Annotated in this window: 16 protein-coding genes; 8 read left to right on the top strand and 8 right to left on the bottom strand. The window is 52.7% G+C overall.

Translation table 11 applies throughout. From position 1 onward, the window contains the following. Window positions 1-537 precede the first annotated feature (537 nt). Together ychF and pth are read right to left on the bottom strand one after the other, a co-directional pair. Window positions 538-1,629, bottom strand: a complete 1,092-nt coding sequence (ychF, locus tag J1G48_RS12560; protein WP_000505850.1) for a redox-regulated ATPase YchF — start codon at window positions 1,627-1,629, stop codon at window positions 538-540. A gap of 116 nt (window positions 1,630-1,745) precedes the next feature. Beyond that, window positions 1,746-2,330 carry an aminoacyl-tRNA hydrolase gene (gene pth, locus J1G48_RS12555; protein WP_000985595.1) on the bottom strand — a complete coding sequence of 195 codons (585 nt, stop codon included), beginning with the start codon at window positions 2,328-2,330 and terminating at the stop codon, window positions 1,746-1,748. Between the two features lie 275 nt (window positions 2,331-2,605). Here pth and ychH point away from each other — a divergent pair, with 275 nt between their 5' ends. Beyond that, window positions 2,606-2,884 carry a stress-induced protein YchH gene (ychH, locus tag J1G48_RS12550; protein WP_000823878.1) on the top strand — a complete coding sequence of 93 codons (279 nt, stop codon included), beginning with the start codon at window positions 2,606-2,608 and terminating at the stop codon, window positions 2,882-2,884. Between the two features lie 44 nt (window positions 2,885-2,928). Here ychH and dauA read toward each other — a convergent pair whose 3' ends face one another. From dauA to lolB, 4 genes are all read right to left on the bottom strand, one after another. Next, window positions 2,929-4,614 carry a C4-dicarboxylic acid transporter DauA gene (dauA, locus tag J1G48_RS12545; RefSeq protein ID WP_001037182.1) on the bottom strand — a complete coding sequence of 562 codons (1,686 nt, stop codon included), beginning with the start codon at window positions 4,612-4,614 and terminating at the stop codon, window positions 2,929-2,931. A gap of 124 nt (window positions 4,615-4,738) precedes the next feature. Next, window positions 4,739-5,686, bottom strand: a complete 948-nt coding sequence (prs, locus tag J1G48_RS12540) for a ribose-phosphate diphosphokinase (protein WP_001518537.1) — start codon at window positions 5,684-5,686, stop codon at window positions 4,739-4,741. Between the two features lie 265 nt (window positions 5,687-5,951). After that, complete coding sequence (gene ispE / locus J1G48_RS12535) at window positions 5,952-6,803, bottom strand: 4-(cytidine 5'-diphospho)-2-C-methyl-D-erythritol kinase (RefSeq protein ID WP_000988260.1); 852 nt, start codon at window positions 6,801-6,803, stop codon at window positions 5,952-5,954. Then, window positions 6,800-7,423: a lipoprotein insertase outer membrane protein LolB gene (lolB, locus tag J1G48_RS12530; protein ID WP_000174484.1), complete on the bottom strand. Its 624-nt coding sequence runs from the start codon at window positions 7,421-7,423 to the stop codon at window positions 6,800-6,802. Before lolB ends, ispE begins: the two co-directional genes overlap by 4 nt. Window positions 7,424-7,736: 313 nt before the next feature. Between lolB and hemA the strand changes: the two genes are divergently transcribed. The 6 genes from hemA to kdsA are packed head-to-tail and all read left to right on the top strand — an operon-like array spanning window position 7,737 to window position 13,040. Beyond that, entirely contained in the window at window positions 7,737-8,993 is a 1,257-nt protein-coding gene (gene hemA / locus J1G48_RS12525; RefSeq protein ID WP_000173208.1) for a glutamyl-tRNA reductase, read from the top strand. 40 nt (window positions 8,994-9,033) lie between these two features. Next, entirely contained in the window at window positions 9,034-10,116 is a 1,083-nt protein-coding gene (prfA, locus tag J1G48_RS12520) for a peptide chain release factor 1 (RefSeq protein ID WP_000804703.1), read from the top strand. Next, window positions 10,116-10,949: a peptide chain release factor N(5)-glutamine methyltransferase gene (gene prmC, locus J1G48_RS12515; protein WP_000347310.1), complete on the top strand. Its 834-nt coding sequence runs from the start codon at window positions 10,116-10,118 to the stop codon at window positions 10,947-10,949. Before prfA ends, prmC begins: the two co-directional genes overlap by 1 nt. Beyond that, window positions 10,946-11,335, top strand: coding sequence for an invasion regulator SirB2 (sirB2, locus tag J1G48_RS12510; protein WP_000150669.1), 390 nt, complete (start codon window positions 10,946-10,948; stop codon window positions 11,333-11,335). Before prmC ends, sirB2 begins: the two co-directional genes overlap by 4 nt. 3 nt (window positions 11,336-11,338) lie before the next feature. Then, window positions 11,339-12,148 (top strand): invasion regulator SirB1, encoded by an 810-nt coding sequence (gene sirB1 / locus J1G48_RS12505; protein ID WP_001257065.1) that lies wholly within the window; start codon window positions 11,339-11,341, stop codon window positions 12,146-12,148. A 37-nt stretch (window positions 12,149-12,185) separates the two neighbouring features. Continuing rightward, a complete protein-coding gene (kdsA, locus tag J1G48_RS12500) occupies window positions 12,186-13,040 on the top strand; it encodes a 3-deoxy-8-phosphooctulonate synthase (protein WP_000811046.1) in 855 nt (284 codons plus the stop codon). A 53-nt stretch (window positions 13,041-13,093) separates the two neighbouring features. Here kdsA and chaA read toward each other — a convergent pair whose 3' ends face one another. Continuing rightward, complete coding sequence (gene chaA / locus J1G48_RS12495) at window positions 13,094-14,194, bottom strand: sodium-potassium/proton antiporter ChaA (protein WP_000148422.1); 1,101 nt, start codon at window positions 14,192-14,194, stop codon at window positions 13,094-13,096. Between the two features lie 266 nt (window positions 14,195-14,460). On the opposite strand from chaA, the gene chaB reads away from it, so the two are divergent. Further along, window positions 14,461-14,691 (top strand): putative cation transport regulator ChaB, encoded by a 231-nt coding sequence (gene chaB / locus J1G48_RS12490; RefSeq protein WP_001674919.1) that lies wholly within the window; start codon window positions 14,461-14,463, stop codon window positions 14,689-14,691. A 79-nt stretch (window positions 14,692-14,770) separates the two neighbouring features. Here chaB and J1G48_RS12485 read toward each other — a convergent pair whose 3' ends face one another. Next, window positions 14,771-15,124: a DsrE/DsrF/TusD sulfur relay family protein gene (locus tag J1G48_RS12485; RefSeq protein ID WP_001179794.1), complete on the bottom strand. Its 354-nt coding sequence runs from the start codon at window positions 15,122-15,124 to the stop codon at window positions 14,771-14,773. Between the last annotated feature and the right edge of the window lie 160 nt (window positions 15,125-15,284).

Raw genomic sequence — 15,284 nt, 5'->3', positions numbered from 1 at the left:
TACAGTCTACGATTTTAATGATTTTTTATTCATTCATTATGCGTATTAAATTAATGGCAGTGCAATCGCAAATTATAATTAGTTTCAGAATTGCAAAATGATTATAATTTTGTAGTTCATGCCGTTGCCCTAAGAGCCCCGGTGGTGAGTGTAGGGGGGAACACCTGAACAAGATCTGAGGCTATGTACGATACTGTGATATGAGTTAACCCAAACAGGCTATACGGTATCTATACCTTTCTAAAAAGCTTTTCGCTGGTATAGAGTCAAAACCTTAGACGAAACAACATTCACACTATAGCCCTGGCAGTGCGGCATTGCGTATCGGTGAGCATAACGGGGCCTTGTTTATTTATTATACCGTTCTTGTACTTACTTAAAATGAAGATGGAAGAATGTTGTACTCATTTTTGACAGCATTGTTACGAGATGAGTTGAGACATTATGAAATGAAAAATCCACGCCATTGCGTGGATTTTATAGAGTTTTACCGCTGTCATGAGGTTCAATGAAACCTCATAAGACAACAAATGTTATTTAGACGTTGAACAGGAAGTTCATTATATCGCCATCTTTAACGATGTAATCTTTGCCTTCCGCTCGCATCTTACCGGCTTCTTTCGCGCCTTGTTCACCTTTATAGGTAATAAAGTCGTCAAAGGCGATAGTTTGGGCGCGGATAAAGCCTTTTTCGAAGTCGGTATGGATTTTACCTGCTGCCTGCGGCGCGGTTGCGCCAACCGGAATGGTCCATGCGCGAACTTCTTTCACTCCGGCGGTAAAGTAGGTCTGGAGGTTCAGCAGGCGATAACCTGCGCGAATAACGCGGTTCAGCCCCGGCTCTTCCAGACCCAGTTCAGCCATAAATTCGTCGCGCTCGTCATCATCCAGCTCAGCAATATCAGCTTCGACGGCGGCACACACCGGAACCACGACCGAACCTTCTTTCGCGGCGATTTCGCGAACCTGGTCCAGATACGGGTTATTTTCAAAACCGTCTTCATTGACGTTAGCGATATACATTGTCGGCTTCAGCGTCAGGAAGCTTAAATAACGGATAGCCGCTTTATCTTCGTCCGTCAGGTCCAGCGAACGCAGCATCCCCGCTTCGGCCAGGTGCGGCAGGCATTTTTCCAGCGCGGCCAGTTCCGCTTTGGCGTCTTTATCGCCGCCTTTGGCTTTCTTCTGTACGCGATGGATAGCGCGCTCGCAGGTATCGAGGTCAGCCAGCGCCAGTTCGGTATTGATAACATCAATATCTTCTGCCGGGTTTACTTTACCCGCCACATGGATGATATTGTCGTTCTCAAAGCAGCGAACCACGTGACCGATAGCTTCAGTTTCACGGATATTGGTCAGGAACTGGTTACCCAACCCTTCGCCTTTGGACGCGCCTTTTACCAGACCGGCGATATCCACGAACTCCATCGTGGTTGGTAGAATGCGTTGCGGTTTAACAATCTCAGCCAACTGGTCCAGACGCGGATCGGGCATCGGCACGACACCGGTATTCGGTTCGATAGTGCAGAACGGAAAGTTTGCCGCTTCAATACCGGCTTTTGTCAGCGCGTTGAACAGGGTGGATTTCCCGACGTTGGGCAGACCGACGATACCGCATTTGAATCCCATGATTTAACTCACCTTAATATCTTAATAATCAACCTGTTATAGAAAACAGATTGCAGAAATGGAAATAACTTCGCCTATTATACACGGCGTGCGGCAAAAATGCCGCACATCACTGGTTATTGCGCCTTAAAGGTATGCAAACGGCTTGTTGCTTTGGCCAGACCCTCTTTGAACCACAATTCCGTACAGCGTGCCGCTTCGTCAATGGCCTCATCAATTAATTTTTGTTCAGAAACAGGGGGTTTACCCAGCACGAAACCAACAACTTTATTTTTATCGCCTGGATGACCAATTCCAACGCGTAAGCGGTGAAAGTTGGGATTATTGCCCAGCTTGCTGATGATGTCTTTCAGACCATTGTGGCCGCCGTGGCCGCCGCCAAGTTTAAATTTCGCGACGCCCGGCGGGAGATCCAGCTCGTCGTGAGCGACCAGAATTTCGTCCGGCTGAATACGGTAAAAACTGGCCATTGCGCCAACTGCTTTACCACTGAGGTTCATGAACGTGGTGGGTACCAGCAGGCGAACATCTTCCCCTTCCAGCGTGATGCGTGAGGTATAGCCAAAGAATTTAGGCTCTTCACGCAACGGCGCGCGCAGGCGCTCCGCCAGTAAATCGACGTACCATGCGCCTGCATTGTGTCGCGTCGCGGCATATTCCGCGCCGGGATTCGCCAGACCAACAATCAATTTAATTGCCACGTTTTTTGTCCTGAGTAGATCCATAACTGGCGCGTAGTTTACTGTCTGTCTGCCCGCTTGACAAAACACAGCGGCACTCTGAAGTAAATTAAATAATTGCCAGCATTGATTATTAAAAATGTAAACTGTTCAGAGTGTTATTTGTAAAGTTTTGTTAAATGAAACTTTACATTTGTGATCGCACCCGCACTTACAAACGAAAGTGTTGTCTATACTTTACACATAAAGTTTAGGGGGATTTCCTAAAAACAACCCAAAAGTTCCGGAGGTGACATATGAAACGCAAAAACGCTTCGTTATTCGGTAACGTGCTGATGGGGTTGGGGCTGGTCGTGATGGTTGTCGGCGTGGGTTACTCTATTTTAAACCAACTGCCGCAGTTTAATTTGCCGCAATTTTTTGCGCATGGCGCAATACTGAGTATTTTTGTCGGGGCGGTTCTTTGGCTGGCAGGGGCTCGTGTAGGGGGGCATGAGCAGGTGAGCGACAAATATTGGTGGGTACGTCACTATGACAAACGTTGCCGCCGTAACGACAATCGTCGTCATAGCTAACCGGTTCAGGCCCGGTAAGCGTTATCGCCACCGGGCATTGTCCATTAACTTAGTAAATCCGCTAACGCCTCCGTCCTGTTTGGGAAGAAGGTCAGACGCCCAGGAATAGGTTTGATACCGGCACGCGCCATTGTGCGCAGCGGTTGGAACTCCAGATTACTGATACGCAATTCGCAACCCTCCGGCAGACGCTTCACAAAACGCTGAAAAGCATCAAGCCCGCCTGCATCCAGCACTGGTACTGCGTCCCATTTCAGAACGACGATACGTTTGCCCTTAATACGTGACTCAAGGTCGGTAAACAGCCCTTCCGCCGCGGCGAAAAAGAGCGGACCGATAACACGCAGCACCAGCACATCTTCAGGTACATCAACATTGACCGGCGCAAGTCGAGTCATTCGCGCAATACGGCGCATAAACAGCAGGGAAGCAAGGACAATCCCCACGCTGATGGCGATGACCATATCAAACAGAACCGTTAATGACATGCACAGCAGCATAACGATAATGTCGTCTTTCGGCGCATGGCGTAACAGATCCACCACTTTATGGGCTTCACTCATATTCCATGCCACCATCAGCAGTAGCGCCGCCATCGCGGAAAGCGGCAGCCAGGAGAGTAGCGGGGCCAAGACCAGTAGAGCCAGAATGACCAGGATAGCGTGAATTACCGCCGAGATGGGAGAGGTCGCGCCAGCGCGGACGTTGGCGGCAGAGCGGGCAATCGCGGCGGTGGCGGTGATGCCGCCAAAGAACGGCGCGACCATATTCCCCAGCCCCTGGCCGATAAGTTCGCTGTTAGCTTTATGTTTGGTGCCGGTCATGCCGTCCAGCACGACGGCGCAGAGCAATGATTCGATTGCCCCCAGCATTGCCATCGAGAAGGCCGCTGGCAGCAGCGCGCGCAGTGAATCCCAGCTTAGCGTGAAATCGGAGCCAGGAAGACTCCACGGCAGCATCAGTTGCGGCAGGAGCTGCGGGATGCCGTTGCCCTGAGTGCCGTCAGCCAGAACGTAATGGAACTGTGAGCCGATAGTCGCCACATTGCCGCCCAGCAGATTAACAATCCCCATTACGGCGCAACCGGCCAGCAGCGCGGGAAGATGTCCTGGCAGACGAATACCGAGACGCGGCCAGAAAATCAACGTTCCCAGCGTTACCACGCCAATGGCGGCATCGCCAATATTGACGGTGGGCAACGCCATAAACAGCGCGCCGACTTTCTGCAAATAGTGCTCTGGCACATGGGCCATCTGCAGACCAAGAAAATCTTTAATCTGCATGGTACCGATGGTAATACCAATCCCTGAGGTAAAACCCAACGTGACCGACACCGGGATATATTCAATCAATCGCCCCAGTCTCGCCAGGCCGAAAAGGATCAGGAAGAAGCCCGACATCAGCGTGGCGACCAGTAGGCCCGCCAGACCAAACTGTTGCGATACCGGATACAAAATCACCACAAACGCGGCGGTAGGGCCGGAAACGCTAAAGCGCGAGCCGCCGGTTAGCGCGATCACGATCCCGGCGACAGCGGAGGTATAGAGGCCATACTGCGGCGCAACGCCACTGCCAATTGCCAGCGCCATCGCCAGCGGGATAGCAATAATCCCGACGGTGATCCCGGCTATCACATCGCGGGTGAACCGGGAGGCGGTATATTTTTCTTTCCAGCAAGCATCGATGAGAGCGCGGAAAGGCATCACATGTGAGGAAAATAATTTGTTCACAATAATGTTTCATCCATGAGCGCATCATCTGTCAACTAAATGGCAGGTGAAGGAGGCATAAGTCATACAAAAGGGTGTTACAGACAAAAAAACCCGCCGCAGCGGGTTTCAGATCCGGGTTCGATCAATGCTCGAACATGGCGGAAATCGATTCTTCGTTGCTGATACGGCGAATCGCTTCGGCCAGCATACCTGACAGGGTCAAGGTACGCACGTTCGGCAGCGCTTTGATTTCGTCGGTCAGCGGAATGGTGTCGCAGACAACGACTTCATCAATGACGGAGTTGCGCAGGTTGTTTGCCGCATTGCCTGAGAAGATCGGGTGCGTCGCGTAGGCAAACACGCGTTTAGCGCCACGTTCTTTCAATGCTTCTGCTGCTTTGCACAGAGTACCGCCGGTATCGATCATATCATCAACCAGCACGCAGTCACGGCCAGCGACGTCGCCGATGATGTGCATCACCTGAGAAACGTTCGCGCGCGGACGACGTTTATCAATGATAGCCATATCGGTATCGTTCAGCAGCTTAGCGATAGCGCGGGCACGAACCACGCCGCCAATATCCGGGGAAACCACGATCGGGTTATCCAGATTCAGTTGCAGCATATCTTCGAGCAGGATTGGGCTACCGAACACGTTATCAACCGGAACGTCAAAGAAGCCCTGGATCTGTTCAGCATGCAGATCTACGGTGAGAACGCGGTCAACGCCGACGCTGGACAGGAAGTCAGCGACAACTTTTGCGGTAATCGGCACACGGGCGGAACGTACGCGACGGTCCTGACGTGCATAGCCAAAGTAGGGGATAACGGCGGTGATACGACCTGCGGAAGCACGACGCAGGGCATCAACCATAACGACCAATTCCATCAGGTTGTCGTTGGTTGGGGCACAAGTGGACTGGATGATGAAAATATCACCACCGCGTACATTTTCGTTGATTTGTACGCTGACTTCGCCGTCGCTAAAGCGACCTACGGCGGCGTCGCCGAGAGAAGTGTACAGGCGGTTGGCAATACGTTGTGCTAGTTCCGGGGTGGCGTTACCAGCAAAAAGCTTCATATCAGGCACGAGAAGAACCTCAGGCATGCGTCCATTGGTGGAAAGAATCTGCCGAAAACTGTGCGGGCCAGGCAAAATCCTATCCAGGCGGTGTATTAAAGAGCGCGATGCAACGTCTGGAACAAGGTGACGTTGTCACCGAAGCTCAGCTTGCCCGGCTTACTCGTCTTCATTCACGTTTCATGTGCGCTGGTATCAATGCCTCACACCGGTCAAATACGGCATATATGACCGGCGACTCGTCATTTCGCCATCTTCCTGAAACCCGAATGCGTTAGAGTAACTCTCGATGCAATGGGGAAAGGTTGACACCCTTCGCCACAAAAGCATTGAGCCATTCCGGGGCTTGCTCAAGCACCTGGCGAGCACAAGACTCTGTATCGAATTCAGCAAAGACACAGGCCCCTGTCCCAGTCAGGCGCGACGGCGCGTATTCTAACAGCCAGGAAAGCGCCGCATCAACCTCGCGAAAACGTTTTCTTGCGATAACCTCGCAATCATTGCTGAATTCACATTTTAGTAACGTATCTATTGACCTTTTTGGCGTATTACGCGGCAATTGAGGATCTTTAAAGATAACCGGCGTCGGAATGCTTACGCCAGGGTGCGCGACCAGATACCATTTTTCCGGCGGATTCACCGGCGTTAATATTTCGCCTACGCCTTCGGCAAACGCGGCGTGGCCACGAACAAAGACCGGGACGTCGGCGCCGAGCGTCAGGCCGAGCGTCGCCAGTTCATCAATGGAAAGCCCGCATTGCCAAAGATGATTGAGCGCCACCAGAACGGTCGCGGCGTTAGACGAGCCGCCGCCCAGACCGCCGCCCATGGGAAGGCGCTTCTCAATGCTGATATCCGCGCCGCTTCCGGCGGGCAGGCGTCCACTCTCCGAGGCGACTTTCATCAACAGCCGCGCGGCGCGGACGATCAGGTTGTCTTCATTTTCAACGCCGGTTACCGGCGTTAATAAATGGATTTCGCCATCGCGACGCGGTTCGATGTGGAGTGTGTCGCCATAATCCAGAAACTGAAACAGCGTCTGCAGCGTGTGGTAGCCGTCTGCACGCTGTCCGGTGATATATAAAAACAGATTTAATTTTGCCGGAGAAGGCCAATGGGTCATCATTTCACAATCCAGTTATCCATTTTCAGCTTAATGCGCTGACTGCCGTCGGAAAGCTCCATATTGGCAGGCATGGCAGGCTGCGTTTTGCTGTCATAGCCACCGTAAACCACTTTCCAGTTTTTACCATCCTGGCGATAGTTCACTTCGCTCAGGCGGTACTGGTCGTCCAGTTTGTAGTCAGTGGCATCGCCAGGCAGACCGAGGATCCACTGCCGCAGGCTGTTTAACGGAATCGGCATCCCGGTGAGTTTGCCGATCATCTCTTCGGCGTCATCGGCGGTATAACGCTGGCCTTTGTTATCCACCAACTGGACGTTGCCCGGCTGGGCGTTAAGCTCCAGCTCGGTGCTGCCCAGCGGGTTGGTAAGCAGCAGGCGGTAGCGATCCTGTCCGGTCTGTTGCCAGAAGAAGCGCGCATAGACTTTCTGATCATCTGAGATGTAAGCAAAGGCGCCGCGCGTCTGGTATTGATTCAGATGACGCACCTCTTGCTGATGCTGGCGCCACTGAGGGGAATCCGGGCTCTTGCCCGGGCCTTTATGCCCAGGAAGCGTACAGGCGGTGAGAACCAGGCTTGCTAACGGCAGTAGACGAATCAGGCGAAAATCGGGCAGGGTCATAGTGATGACGAATCCTTGTGATACGGTGCAATAATTGCCTGATGGCGTTACGCTTATCAGGCCTGAAAACTGAACCTGCAGGCTGTAAAAACGTTCGCGCCGCGATTCGGCAAATTTTTGCTATCGGTTACAGTTATAGCCTTTAATGCTAGCGCCGCCTGGTGACATCGTCTACTTTCAAGTTGTCTTAAATCATCAAATTAGCGAGCGCTGCCAATTACTCCAAAAGGGGGCTCTCTCTTTTATTGACCACGCGCATCCTGTATGATGCAAGCAGACTAACCATATCAACGCTGGTACTACTCCCGCAGACATGACCCTTTTAGCGCTCGGTATTAACCATAAAACGGCACCTGTATCGCTGCGAGAACGCGTAACGTTTTCGCCGGACACGCTTGATCAGGCGCTGGACAGCCTGCTTGCGCAGCCAATGGTGCAGGGCGGGGTCGTGCTGTCAACCTGTAACCGTACAGAGCTGTATCTGAGCGTGGAAGAGCAGGATAACCTGCAAGAAGCGCTGATCCGCTGGTTATGCGATTACCATAACCTGAACGAGGACGATCTGCGCAACAGTCTGTACTGGCATCAGGACAATGACGCCGTCAGCCACCTGATGCGCGTCGCCAGCGGTCTGGATTCACTGGTGCTGGGCGAACCGCAAATCCTCGGTCAGGTGAAAAAAGCGTTTGCGGATTCGCAAAAAGGCCACCTTAACGCCAGCGCGCTGGAGCGAATGTTTCAGAAGTCTTTTTCCGTCGCCAAGCGAGTGCGGACTGAAACCGATATCGGCGCCAGCGCCGTCTCCGTCGCGTTTGCCGCCTGTACGCTCGCCCGCCAAATCTTTGAATCGCTGTCGACGGTCACCGTACTGTTAGTTGGCGCGGGCGAAACCATTGAACTGGTGGCGCGTCACCTGCGCGAGCATAAAGTACAAAAGATGATTATCGCCAACCGAACCCGCGAGCGCGCGCAAGCCCTGGCGGATGAGGTAGGCGCTGAGGTTATCTCGCTCAGCGATATCGACGCCCGCTTGCAGGATGCCGATATTATCATCAGTTCGACCGCCAGCCCGCTGCCGATTATCGGTAAAGGCATGGTGGAGCGCGCATTAAAAAGCCGTCGCAACCAGCCGATGCTGCTGGTGGATATCGCCGTACCGCGCGACGTTGAGCCGGAAGTCGGCAAACTGGCGAACGCTTATCTTTATAGCGTCGATGATTTACAGAGCATCATTTCGCATAATCTGGCGCAGCGTCAGGCTGCGGCGGTGGAAGCGGAAACGATTGTTGAGCAGGAAGCCAGCGAGTTTATGGCCTGGCTACGCGCCCAAGGGGCCAGCGAGACCATTCGGGAATACCGTAGTCAGTCGGAGCAGATTCGTGACGAACTGACTACCAAAGCGCTGTCGGCCCTTCAACAGGGCGGTGATGCGCAAGCCATCTTGCAGGATCTGGCATGGAAACTGACCAACCGCCTGATTCATGCGCCAACGAAATCACTTCAACAGGCTGCCCGTGACGGGGATGACGAACGCCTGAATATTCTGCGCGACAGCCTCGGGCTGGAGTAGCAGCACACACCACACTTTTTTACAGGGTGAATTTACGCCTATGAAGCCTTCTATCGTTGCCAAACTGGAAGCCCTGCACGAACGCCATGAGGAAGTTCAGGCGTTGCTGGGCGATGCGGGAATTATTGCCGACCAGGACCGCTTTCGCGCATTGTCGCGCGAATATGCGCAATTAAGCGACGTTTCTCGCTGTTTTACGGACTGGCAACAGGTTCAGGACGATATCGAGACGGCTCAGATGATGCTCGACGATCCTGAAATGCGAGAAATGGCGCAGGAAGAACTGCGCGAAGCGAAAGAAAAAAGCGAACAACTGGAGCAACAGTTACAGGTACTGCTGCTGCCGAAAGATCCGGACGATGAACGAAACGCGTTCCTTGAGGTTCGCGCCGGTACCGGCGGCGACGAAGCCGCGCTGTTTGCCGGCGATCTGTTCCGCATGTACAGCCGTTATGCCGAAGCGCGCCGCTGGCGCGTGGAGATCATGAGCATGAGCGAAGGCGAGCATGGCGGTTATAAAGAGATCATCGCCAAAATCAGCGGCGACGGGGTGTATGGCCGACTGAAGTTTGAGTCCGGCGGACACCGCGTACAGCGTGTTCCGGCGACCGAGTCGCAGGGGCGTATCCATACCTCCGCCTGTACCGTCGCCGTGATGCCGGAGCTGCCGGAAGCCGAGCTGCCGGATATTAACCCGGCGGATCTGCGCATTGATACGTTTCGTTCTTCCGGCGCGGGCGGTCAGCACGTTAACACCACCGACTCCGCTATCCGTATTACCCACTTGCCGACCGGCATCGTGGTGGAATGCCAGGACGAGCGTTCGCAGCATAAAAACAAAGCGAAAGCGCTCTCGGTGCTCGGGGCGCGCATTCACGCCGCCGAAACGGCAAAACGCCAGCAGGCCGAGGCGTCAACGCGCCGCAACCTGCTTGGCAGCGGCGATCGCAGCGATCGTAACCGGACCTATAATTTCCCGCAGGGGCGCGTGACCGATCATCGTATTAATCTGACGTTATATCGCCTTGATGAAACGATGGAAGGTAAGCTGGATATGCTGATTGAGCCGATTGTTCAGGAACACCAGGCTGACCTGTTAGCCGCCTTATCCGAGCAGGAATAATGGATTTTCAGCACTGGCTGCATGAGGCGGTAAACCAGCTCCGGGACAGCGACAGCCCCCGGCGCGACGCCGAGATCCTGCTAGAGTACGTTACGGGCAAGGGGCGGACGTATATCATGGCCTTTGGCGAAACGCCGCTTACCGACGTCCAGCAACAACAGCTCGCGGACCTGCTGCAGCGGCGTAAACAGGGCGAACCTATTGCGTACCTGACGGGCTTACGCGAATTCTGGTCGCTGCCGCTCTTCGTTTCTCCCGCCACGCTAATCCCGCGCCCGGATACCGAATGTCTGGTTGAACAGGCGTTGGCGCGATTGCCGGTAAAAACCTGTCGTATTCTGGATTTAGGCACCGGAACCGGCGCGATTGCGCTGGCGCTGGCCTGCGAGCGACCGGATTGCGAGGTGACTGCGGTCGATCGTATGCCTGATGCGGTTGCGCTGGCGATACGCAACGCGGAACATTTGGCTATCCGGAATGTGCGTATACTGCAAAGTTGTTGGTTCAGCGCGCTATCGGGGCAGCAGTTCGACATGATTGTCAGCAATCCGCCCTACATTGACGCGCAGGACCCGCACCTTAGCGAAGGCGATGTACGCTTTGAACCGCGCTCGGCGTTGGTGGCGGACGAAAACGGTATGGCGGATCTTACGCATATTATCGATAACGCCCGCCAGATGTTAACGCCCGGCGGCTTCCTGCTGCTGGAACACGGTTGGCAGCAGGGCGAAGCGGTAAGAGCGGTTTTCAGGCGGTCTGGTTACTCGGATGTAGAAACGTGTCGTGATTATGGCGGTAATGAACGCGTGACCTGCGGACGTTTTACGCCATGACAATTGCAATGTTGCTCACGCTTCATCTTATCTGTGTTGCGCTCTCCGTCAGTTTGTTTGTCGCTCGTTACTGGTGGCGCTATTGCGGCCATGCGTTGGCCGCCGCGCGCTGGACACGAATCGTGCCTCCCGTCATAGATACCCTGTTACTGCTTAGCGGTATTGGGTTAATCGTTAAAACGCACATCCTGCCATTCACGGAGTCGGGCTCATGGCTGACTGGAAAACTGTTTGGCGTTATCATCTACATCGTTTTGGGTTTTATTGCGCTTGATTATCGTCAGGCGCGCAGCCAGCAGGCGCGTTTTATCGCTTTCCCGCTGGCGCTGGTGGTGCTGTACATCATCATTAAACTCGCCACCACAAAAATACCGTTACTGGGGTAAGTCATGAGGTCGTTAGCTGATTTCGAATTTAACAATGCGCCGCTGTGTGATGGCATGATCCTGGCATCAGAGATGATTCGCCTGGATTTTCCCACGCAGTTTGTCTACGACGAACTGGAACGTCTGGTCAGTCTGGCGCAGGAAGAAATTAGCCAGCTCCTGTCTCAGGATGAGCAACTGGAAAAATTGCTGGCACTTTTTTACGGCGAGTGGGGGTTCACGGACTCCCGCGGCGTCTACCGTCTTTCTGATGCTTTATGGCTCGATAAAGTCCTGAAAAAACGCCAGGGTAGCGCGGTATCGTTGGGCGCTATTTTATTATGGATAGCAAACCGTCTTGATTTGCCGTTGGTGCCCGTTATCTTCCCAACGCAGTTGATTTTGCGTATTGAATCGCTGGAAGGGGAAATGTGGCTGATTAACCCGTTCAACGGTGAAACGCTTGATGAACATACCCTCGAAGTCTGGTTAAAAGGCAATATTAGTCCGGTCGCCGAGTTGTTTAACGAAGATTTGGACGAGGCGGATAACGCCGAAGTGATTCGTAAGCTACTGGATACGCTGAAATCCTCGCTGATGGAGGAACGGCAAATGGAGCTGGCGCTACGCGTTAGCGAAGCATTGTTGCAATTTAACCCGGAAGATCCTTACGAAATCCGTGACCGCGGGTTGATCTACGCGCAGCTTGAGTGTGAACACGTTGCGCTGACTGATTTAAGCTACTTCGTTGAACAGTGTCCGGAAGACCCGATCAGCGAAATGATTCGTGCGCAGATCAACACCATTGCGCACAAGCAAATTGTTCTACATTAATTAACCGACATTTTACCTATAAGTGTAAGGCGATCCTATGAAACAAAAAGTGGTTAACATTGGTGACATTAAGGTGGCAAATGACCTGCCGTTTGTGCTGTTTGGCGGTATGAACGTGCTGGAGTCACGCGATCTGGCAATGCGCATTTGTGAGCACTACGTAACCGTTACCCAGAAGCTGGGTATTCCTTACGTGTTCAAGGCCTCTTTTGATAAAGCCAACCGTTCCTCTATTCACTCTTACCGTGGGCCGGGCCTGGAAGAAGGGATGAAAATCTTCCAGGAACTCAAACAGACATTTGGCGTAAAAGTGATCACTGACGTCCATGAAGCCAGCCAGGCGCAGCCTGTGGCTGATGTGGTTGACGTGATTCAGCTCCCGGCGTTTCTGGCGCGCCAGACCGACCTGGTGGAAGCGATGGCGAAAACCGGCGCTGTGATTAACGTGAAAAAGCCGCAGTTCGTAAGCCCGGGTCAGATGGGCAATATCGTGGATAAGTTCCATGAGGGCGGTAACGATAAGGTGATTCTGTGCGACCGCGGCGCGAACTTCGGTTATGACAACCTGGTGGTGGATATGCTGGGCTTTAGCGTGATGAAAAAGGTCTCCGGCAACTCGCCGGTGATTTTCGACGTTACCCATGCGCTGCAATGCCGCGACCCATTTGGCGCTGCCTCGGGCGGTCGTCGTGGTCAGGTGACCGAGCTGGCGCGCGCCGGTATGGCTGTCGGTCTGGCGGGCCTGTTCCTGGAGTCGCATCCGGACCCGGCTAACGCGAAGTGCGACGGTCCTTCCGCGCTGCCGCTGGCGAAACTGGAGCAGTTCCTGACCCAGATAAAAGCGATTGATGATTTGGTGAAAAGCTTCGACGAGCTGGATACCGAGAACTGATTGCGGTTTTTAGCTTGTGTAGGCCGGATAAGATACTATCCGGCTTTTTTATATCAGGCAAAAATCGTCATCAGATAGGCGGCAAATAAAGCCAGATGCGCCGCGCCGTTTAGCACGTTGGTGCGTCCGGTAGAGAACGAAATATGGCACAGCACTAACGAGGCCACCATCACTACCATTTCCGGCGCGCCTAAACCAAACACCAGATCATTACCTGTCGCCCAGGCGATGAGCGTGACGACCGGCACGGTTAATGAAATCGTCGCCAACACCGATCCGAAGAACAGATTCATTGCCCGCTGAACCTGATTATTCAGTACCGCCTTCAGCGCGCCCAGTCCTTCCGGCGAGAGAATTAACAGCGCGACCAGGAAACCGGTAAAGGCGACCGGGGCGTTCATGCTGGTCAGCAACGCCTCCAGCGGGCTGGCATTCATTTTGGTAACGGCAATGACCGCAATTAAATGAATGAGTAACCAGACCGTATGCCAGCCGCTACTGTGCGCGGAGGGTTTACCGTGGTGTGGATTGTCATCATCGCCTTCATCTTCATGTTCATAGATAAATAAGCTCTGGTGCGTTTTGGTTTGAATCAACAAAAATACGCCGTACATCGCGGCGGAAATTAACGCGACCAATAATGCCTGACTGGTAGAGAAATTGGCTTGCGGCAATGCCATGGGAAAAACCAGCACAATAATCGCCAGCGGAAATAGCGCAATAAGATACTGCTTAATCCCAAATAAATTCATATATTGCGTTGCGAATTTACGCCCGCCCAACAACAACGAGAAACCGACCAGTCCCCCGGTGACAATCATAATAATAGAGTAGAGCGTATCGCGCATAAGCGTTGGCGCAGCATCGCCGGTAGCCATCAGCGCGGAAATTAAACTCACCTCAAGAATAACGACGGACAAGCTTAAAATAAGCGATCCATAGGGTTCGCCGAGTCGGTGCGCTAATACATCGGCATGACGGACCACGCTAAATGCGCTGCTTAAAATACCAATAAGTGCAAGGATATTGATGCCAATAACCACTGGTAGTGACTGGCTGCTTCCCCAAAGGAACAGCACTACCAGCGCAAGAACCGGGAAAATAAGCGAAGTCTCCTTATGGCGGGTTTTCACCGCCTCACAGGCATGTGTCATGAGGGTCTCCCTTGTGCAGGTGTTAATATTTTGGAAAGAGTAAAGAAGGTAAAAATAGCAGAAATTTGTATTTTTTTAGTGGTTTTTTACGTAGTTTTACGGCGTAGACGATTTTTTTCTTTCAAGGTCAGTAAAACAACGATCTTGTTTTAACAGTGTTTAAATAACAAAAAGTTAATTTCCGTAAAAAGCAAAAATCCTCCTCGACTGGCGTAATAACGCATTGTTTACCACACTTAATGTTTTCCCTGAAGACGGAGGCGCTGATGCCGTATAAAGCCAAAAGTGATTTACCCGATAATGTGCGGAATGTTCTTCCAACCCATGCCCAGGACATTTACAAAGAAGCCTTTAATAGCGCCTGGGAGCAATATAAAGATAAAGCCGATCGTCGTGATGACGCCAGCCGCGAGGAAACCGCACACAAAGTCGCCTGGGCGGCGGTTAAAAACGATTATGAAAAAGGCGAGAATGATAAATGGCATAAGAAAAAATAAACGCGGTATTACTCACGTGTTAGCCTGATTTTCTTGCCGGAAGTCTATCCTGACGCGGGAGCTTTTCCCGCGTACAGATTCAAAATGTCAGCACTTTGTCCGCCGCCAGCGTCCATTGCGCCAGCTCGACCAGCGTTCCGATTTCCACACCGTCAATCAGCGGCAGGGGAGTGATACCACGTCCGTCCGCACAGGTTTTGCATAATTTTACCGGTACGTTTTGCGCGGTCAGAATTTCCAGCATTTGCTGAATATTGTAGCCTTCGGCTGGTTTTTGACCGCGTAACCCTGCGGTTACGGCATCTGACATCAAAAACAGGCGTAAATCGAGATGGCTTTCCTGCTCGCGCAGCGCAATGGCCAGACGCAGGCTATTAAATAATGATTCGCTGCCGTAGGCGGCGCCGTTAGCGATAATGACGATATTTTGCATGGATAACCCTTCTCCTTGAGAAATTTTGTCGGCAATGGCGTTATGTTACCTCGGGAACCGGGTACCGCCAAATGCGTGGATAAAATCCCGGGACGCTCTGCGGAAAAAATAAGGATATTCCTGGAAGCACGAGAAAAGGCTGCAAAACCTGTCCGGACAC

This window comes from Salmonella sp. SAL-020 (genome assembly GCF_017372215.1).
GTDB lineage: Bacteria > Pseudomonadota > Gammaproteobacteria > Enterobacterales > Enterobacteriaceae > Salmonella > Salmonella enterica.
This window is presented reverse-complemented; position numbering and strand designations above follow the sequence as displayed.